Origin of the sequence: Pseudomonas sp. Sample_16, from assembly GCF_004307665.1 — a bacterium.
Taxonomy (GTDB): Bacteria; Pseudomonadota; Gammaproteobacteria; order Pseudomonadales; family Pseudomonadaceae; genus Aquipseudomonas.
Window position 1 is genome coordinate 1 of the sequence record NZ_RCOB01000220.1, and the last position, 5,884, is coordinate 5,884.

Annotated in this window: 6 protein-coding genes; 5 read left to right on the plus strand and 1 reads right to left on the minus strand. The window is 58.8% G+C overall.

Features of this window, described 5'->3' with window-relative positions:
- Positions 1-104: 104 nt before the first annotated feature.
- Positions 105-1,199 (plus strand): iron-sulfur cluster carrier protein ApbC, encoded by a 1,095-nt coding sequence (apbC, locus tag D8U69_RS29220; protein WP_130908650.1) that lies wholly within the window; start codon positions 105-107, stop codon positions 1,197-1,199.
- 129 nt (positions 1,200-1,328) lie between these two features.
- On the opposite strand, the gene D8U69_RS29225 is transcribed toward apbC, so the two are convergent.
- Entirely contained in the window at positions 1,329-2,087 is a 759-nt protein-coding gene (locus D8U69_RS29225; RefSeq protein ID WP_130905939.1) for an SDR family oxidoreductase, read from the minus strand.
- Positions 2,088-2,250: 163 nt separating this feature from the next.
- Between D8U69_RS29225 and D8U69_RS29230 the strand changes: the two genes are divergently transcribed.
- The 4 genes from D8U69_RS29230 (at position 2,251) to groL (ending at position 5,764) form a co-directional block, all read left to right on the plus strand.
- Positions 2,251-2,982 carry a HugZ family protein gene (locus tag D8U69_RS29230; protein WP_056853587.1) on the plus strand — a complete coding sequence of 244 codons (732 nt, stop codon included), beginning with the start codon at positions 2,251-2,253 and terminating at the stop codon, positions 2,980-2,982.
- A gap of 66 nt (positions 2,983-3,048) precedes the next feature.
- Positions 3,049-3,525 (plus strand): FxsA family protein, encoded by a 477-nt coding sequence (locus D8U69_RS29235; RefSeq protein ID WP_056853586.1) that lies wholly within the window; start codon positions 3,049-3,051, stop codon positions 3,523-3,525.
- A 249-nt stretch (positions 3,526-3,774) separates the two neighbouring features.
- Positions 3,775-4,068: a co-chaperone GroES gene (locus D8U69_RS29240; RefSeq protein ID WP_034149036.1), complete on the plus strand. Its 294-nt coding sequence runs from the start codon at positions 3,775-3,777 to the stop codon at positions 4,066-4,068.
- A gap of 49 nt (positions 4,069-4,117) precedes the next feature.
- A complete protein-coding gene (groL, locus tag D8U69_RS29245) occupies positions 4,118-5,764 on the plus strand; it encodes a chaperonin GroEL (RefSeq protein WP_130908651.1) in 1,647 nt (548 codons plus the stop codon).
- The last annotated feature ends 120 nt before the right edge of the window (positions 5,765-5,884 follow it).

Below are 5,884 nucleotides of genomic sequence, written 5' to 3' on the forward strand. Positions count from 1 at the left end.
CCACAGGGATGTGTTTGCCACAAATCATCAGTGGGCATGCCGTCCTTGAGCTAGAACGGTTAGGATACCTGCCTGATTTTCCAGCCTTGTTATCGGAGTTGCCCATGAGCGCCGTCAATCGCGCAGCGGTGGAAGCCGTCCTTCGCCAATACACCGACCCTTATCTGAACCAGGACCCGGTCAGCGCCGGGTGCGTGCGCAACATCGACATCCAGGGCGACCGCGTAAGCGTCCAGCTCGAATTGGGTTACGCCGCCGGTCTGTTCAAGAGTGGCTGGGCGCAGATGCTGGAAATGGCTATTCAAGGCCTCGATGGCGTGTCGAGTGCAAAAGTCGACATCACCAGCGTGATTGCCGCACACAAGGCTCAGGCACAGATTCCGGGGCTGGCGAACGTGAAAAACGTCGTGGCCGTGGCGTCAGGCAAGGGTGGCGTGGGCAAATCCACCACCGCGGCCAATCTGGCACTGGCCCTCGCTCGCGAAGGCGCCAAGGTCGGGATTCTCGACGCCGACATCTACGGTCCGAGCCAGGGCATCATGTTCGGCATCGCCGAAGGCACCCGCCCGCAGATCAAAGATCAGAAGTGGTTGGTGCCGATCCAGTCCCACGGCGTCGAAGTCATGTCCATGGCCTTCCTGACCGACGACAACACGCCAATGGTCTGGCGCGGACCGATGGTTTCCGGTGCCTTGCTGCAACTGGTTACCCAGACTGCCTGGGGCGATCTGGATTACCTGGTCATCGACATGCCGCCAGGCACCGGCGACATCCAGCTGACCCTGGCGCAGAAAGTCCCGGTGGCCGGCGCCGTCATCGTCACCACCCCGCAGGACCTGGCATTGCTGGACGCTCGCAAGGGCGTCGAAATGTTCCGCAAGGTCAACATTCCGGTGCTGGGCGTGGTGGAAAACATGGCCGTGCACATCTGCTCGAACTGTGGGCATGCCGAGCATCTGTTCGGTGAGGGCGGCGGGGTGAAACTGGCCAATCAGTACGGCGTCGAACTGCTGGCTTCGTTGCCGCTGGCGATGGCCATCCGCGAACAGGCCGATGGTGGCAAGCCAACAGTGATCGCCGAGCCGGACAGCCCGATCGCCCTGGTTTATCAGGAACTGGCCCGCCACGTCGGTGCGCGGATCGTGTTGCAGGAAGCGCTGACGCCAGCGATGCCGAACATCAGCATCAGCGACGATTGATGGCCTGAAACACAATCAACTGTGGGAGCCAGCCTGCTGGCGATAGCGGATTCAGATTCACCAACCATGTTGGCTGAACCACCGCAATCGCCAGCAGGCTGGCTCCCACAGTGTTTTTCATGTCTGGGCTTAGATCCGCAACCCGCCATCCATCTCCAGAATCCGCCCGGTGTAATAGTCGTTCTCGAAAATGTACGCCGCGGAATGGGCGATTTCTTCCGGCTTGCCCATGCGCTTGAGCGGAATCCCGGCAGTCATCTTCTCCAGCGCTTCAGGCTTCATGCCCAAGGTCATTTCGGTTTCGATGAAGCCCGGTGCAATGCCGGCCACGCGAATGCCGTAGCGCGCCAGTTCCTTGGCCCAGGTCACGGTGGCCGCAGCGACGCCGGCCTTGGCGGCAGAGTAGTTGGTCTGGCCGATGTTGCCAGCGCGGGAAATCGACGAGATATTGATAATCGCGCCATTGTTGTTCAGCTCAACCATTTTCGCCGCAACTTCACGGGTGCACAGGAATACACCGGTCAGGTTGACGTCGATCACTGCCTGCCACTGCGCCAGGCTCATTTTGGTCATTTCACCGTCCTTGACCTTGAGCAGCAGGCCGTCGCGCAGGATGCCGGCGTTGTTGATCAGGCCATGGATCGCACCGAAGTCTTCGGCGACCTGGGCAACCATGTGCGTGACTTGTTCTTCGTTGGCCACATTGCACAAGTAAGCGCGAGCTTCGACGCCTTTGGCTTTGCAGGCGGCGACCGCGTCATCGAGTTTTTCCTGGTTCAGGTCGACCAATGCCAGCTTCGCGCCCTTGCCGGCGAAATACTCGGCCATGGAACGGCCTAAACCCTGGCAACCGCCCGTGATAATGATTACTTTGTCAGTGAGTTGCATTCGCATGCCCCGGTAGCAGGTCTGAGTGGTTTCCTTGCTAGATAGCCTCTCGATCTGCGCCTGACCTGGCTTGGCTGCACATGAGAATTGCCCGATGGCGTGCTGGGACTTTCCAGCGCAGCCCGTCCGTTTTTTTGACGGATTCTATATAAGGAGTCATAAATTGAGCGTTGAAGCGGCTAAGCATGCACGAGAATTGCTTCTCAAGGAATACCGTGGAGTGCTCTCGACGCACTCCAAAGCAATGCCCGGTTTTCCGTTCGGCTCAGTGGTTCCGTATTGCCTGGATGAGCATGGCCGACCGTTGATCCTGATCAGCCGTATCGCGCAGCACACGCACAATCTGCAAAAAGATCCGAAATGTTCATTGTTCGTCGGTGAACGCGGCGCTGAAGATGTACAGGCCGTCGGTCGACTGACTTACCTGGCCGAAGCCCGACAGCTGGAAGACGCCGCGGCCATTGACGCCGCTGCCGAGCGCTATTACCGCTACTTTCCGGAATCGCAGAGCTACCACACCGCCCATGATTTTGATTTCTGGGTACTGACGCCGGTCCGTCATCGCTACATCGGTGGATTCGGTGCGATCCACTGGGTCAATGAGCTGACGCTGGCCAACCCGTTTGCCGGCAAGGCTGAAATCAGCATGGTCGAGCACATGAACGCCGATCACGCCAAAGCGATTGCCCATTACGTGGAACTGGCCGGTTTGCCAAAGACTTCCCCGGCGCAAATGGTCGGCATCGACAGCGAAGGCATGCACCTGCGCATCGGTCAAAGCCTCTACTGGCTACCGTTCCAGGCACCATGTAATACGCCGACACAAGTTCGCGAAGCCTTGGTTTTCCTGGCCCACGCTGAGCATTGGCCGAAAAATGAAGTGGCCGACGCTTGAATTCACGAAACGGCGACGTCATCTAAGGTGAACTGGCAAGGCATTCTTGCGTTGAGGAACCATTTGATGCGCCCTTTTTTGTTGCTCTTTCTGCTGTTCCCGGTGTTGGAGCTGTTCGTATTCGTCAAGGTGGCAGGGGCGATCGGGTTTTTCCCCGCCCTGCTGCTGGTAATACTCGGTTCGATGTTCGGTGTTTTTGTGCTGCGCATTGCCGGCCTGGCCACCGCACTGCGTGCCCGTGAAAGCCTGAACCGCGGTGAGCTACCGGCCCAGACCATGCTCGAAGGTCTGATGCTGGCGCTGGCCGGTGGCCTGTTGATCCTGCCCGGCTTCATCAGCGATGTGATCGGCCTGATCATGCTGTTGCCGATCAGTCGTCGTCTGCTGGCCAATAAAATGCGCCAGCGCGCCGAGGAACAGGCGATTCGCCAACGCGCCTTCGCCGATGACCTGCAGGCCCGTGGCGGCCCCGCACCACGCGAACCGCTGGGCCGTGAGCCCAACGTGATCGAAGGCGAGTTCGAACACCGCGATACCAAGTAATTCAATCTATCGACACGGCACCTTCGGGTGCCGTGATCGTTTGCGGGGCATCGACATGAAAATTTTTCGCTGCCGGCCCTTGTAATCAGCTTGTACGCCCTTATGTAACGGTCACCGCAAGGTTTCTGGCGATCACGCCAGTCAGACTTCCGCGGTTCGCTCGACGAACCGCACCCGGCACCGCCGGACTTTGTTAAACCCGCCGGGACTACACCGGCCGATGAAAACCACAATTAGGAGAGATCGACAATGAAGCTTCGTCCTCTGCATGACCGCGTCGTCATCCGTCGCAGCGAAGAAGAAAAGAAAACCGCTGGCGGTATCGTCCTGCCAGGCTCGGCTGCTGAAAAAGCCAACAGCGGCGAGATCCTCGCTGTCGGCACCGGCCGCGTACTGGATAACGGTGAAGTGCGTGCACTGTCCGTGAAAGTGGGCGACAAGGTTGTGTTCGGTCCTTACTCCGGCAGCAACACTGTGAAAGTCGACGGCGAAGACCTGCTGGTAATGAGCGAGAACGAAATCCTCGCTGTTGTCGAAGGCTGATTCCCCGCTCATTTTCCCGCTACTACAAAGTATTTAAGGAATATCGATCATGGCTGCTAAAGAAGTTAAATTCGGCGATTCCGCCCGCAAGAAAATGCTCACCGGTGTCAACGTCCTGGCTGACGCAGTAAAAGCGACCCTGGGCCCGAAAGGCCGTAACGTGATCATCGAGAAGAGCTTCGGCGCTCCGACCATCACCAAGGACGGCGTTTCCGTAGCCAAAGAAATCGAACTGGAAGACCGTTTCGAGAACATGGGCGCGCAGCTGGTCAAAGACGTTGCCTCCCGTGCCAACGATGACGCAGGCGACGGCACCACCACCGCCACCGTTCTGGCTCAGTCGATCGTCAACGAAGGCCTGAAAGCCGTCGCTGCCGGCATGAACCCGATGGACCTCAAGCGCGGCATCGACAAGGCGACCATCGCCATTGTCAAAGAGCTCAAAGCCCTGTCCAAGCCATGCGCTGATTTCAAAGCCATCGCTCAGGTCGGCACCATCTCGGCCAACTCCGACAACTCCATCGGCGACATCATTGCCGAAGCCATGGAAAAAGTCGGTAAAGAAGGCGTGATCACCGTTGAAGAAGGCTCGGGCCTGGAAAACGAACTGTCGGTTGTAGAAGGCATGCAGTTCGACCGTGGCTACCTGTCCCCGTACTTCGTCAACAAGCCAGAGACCATGGTCGCTGAGCTGGACGGCCCGCTGATCCTGCTGGTCGACAAAAAGATCTCGAACATCCGCGAAATGCTGCCAGTGCTGGAAGCCGTTGCCAAAGCCGGCCGTCCGCTGCTGATCGTGGCCGAAGACGTTGAAGGCGAAGCCCTGGCGACTCTGGTTGTGAACAACATGCGTGGCATCGTCAAAGTCGCAGCCGTCAAGGCTCCAGGCTTCGGCGACCGTCGCAAGGCCATGCTGCAGGACATCGCCGTTCTGACCGGCGGTACCGTTATCTCCGAAGAGATCGGCCTGAGCCTGGAAAGCACCACCCTGGAGCACCTGGGTAACGCCAAGCGCGTGACCCTGTCCAAGGAAAACACCATCATCGTTGACGGTGCTGGCGTACAAGGCGACATCGAAGCGCGCATCAACCAGATCCGTGCCCAGGTTGCCGAAACGTCCTCGGACTACGACCGTGAAAAACTGCAAGAGCGTCTGGCCAAGCTGTCCGGCGGCGTTGCAGTGATCAAGGTTGGCGCTGGTTCCGAAGTTGAAATGAAAGAGAAGAAAGCCCGCGTTGAAGACGCCCTGCACGCTACCCGTGCAGCCGTTGAAGAAGGCGTGGTACCTGGCGGTGGCGTGGCCCTGATCCGTGCTCTGGAAGCACTGACCGAACTGAAAGGCGACAACGCCGATCAGGACGTGGGTATCGCTGTACTGCGTCGCGCTGTTGAAGCGCCGCTGCGCCAGATCGTTGCCAACTCCGGCGACGAGCCGAGCGTAGTGGTCGACAAGGTCAAGAACGGCGAAGGCAGCTTCGGCTACAACGCTGCGACTGGCGAATACGGCGACATGATCGAAATGGGCATCCTGGACCCAACCAAGGTTACCCGTTCGGCTCTGCAAGCTGCAGCTTCGATCGGCGGTCTGATCCTGACCACCGAAGCCGCTGTTGCTGATGCACCGAAGAAAGACGGCGGTGCTGGCGGCGGTATGCCAGACATGGGCGGTATGGGCGGCATGGGCGGCATGATGTAAGCCAGCCGTACCCCTGTACTAAAAACCCCGCCTGCGAAAGCCGGCGGGGTTTTTTGTTGCCCCAGAAAAATGTGTTGCGGTTGACAACCTCTTCGCGGGCAAGCCTCGCTCCTACGGTTA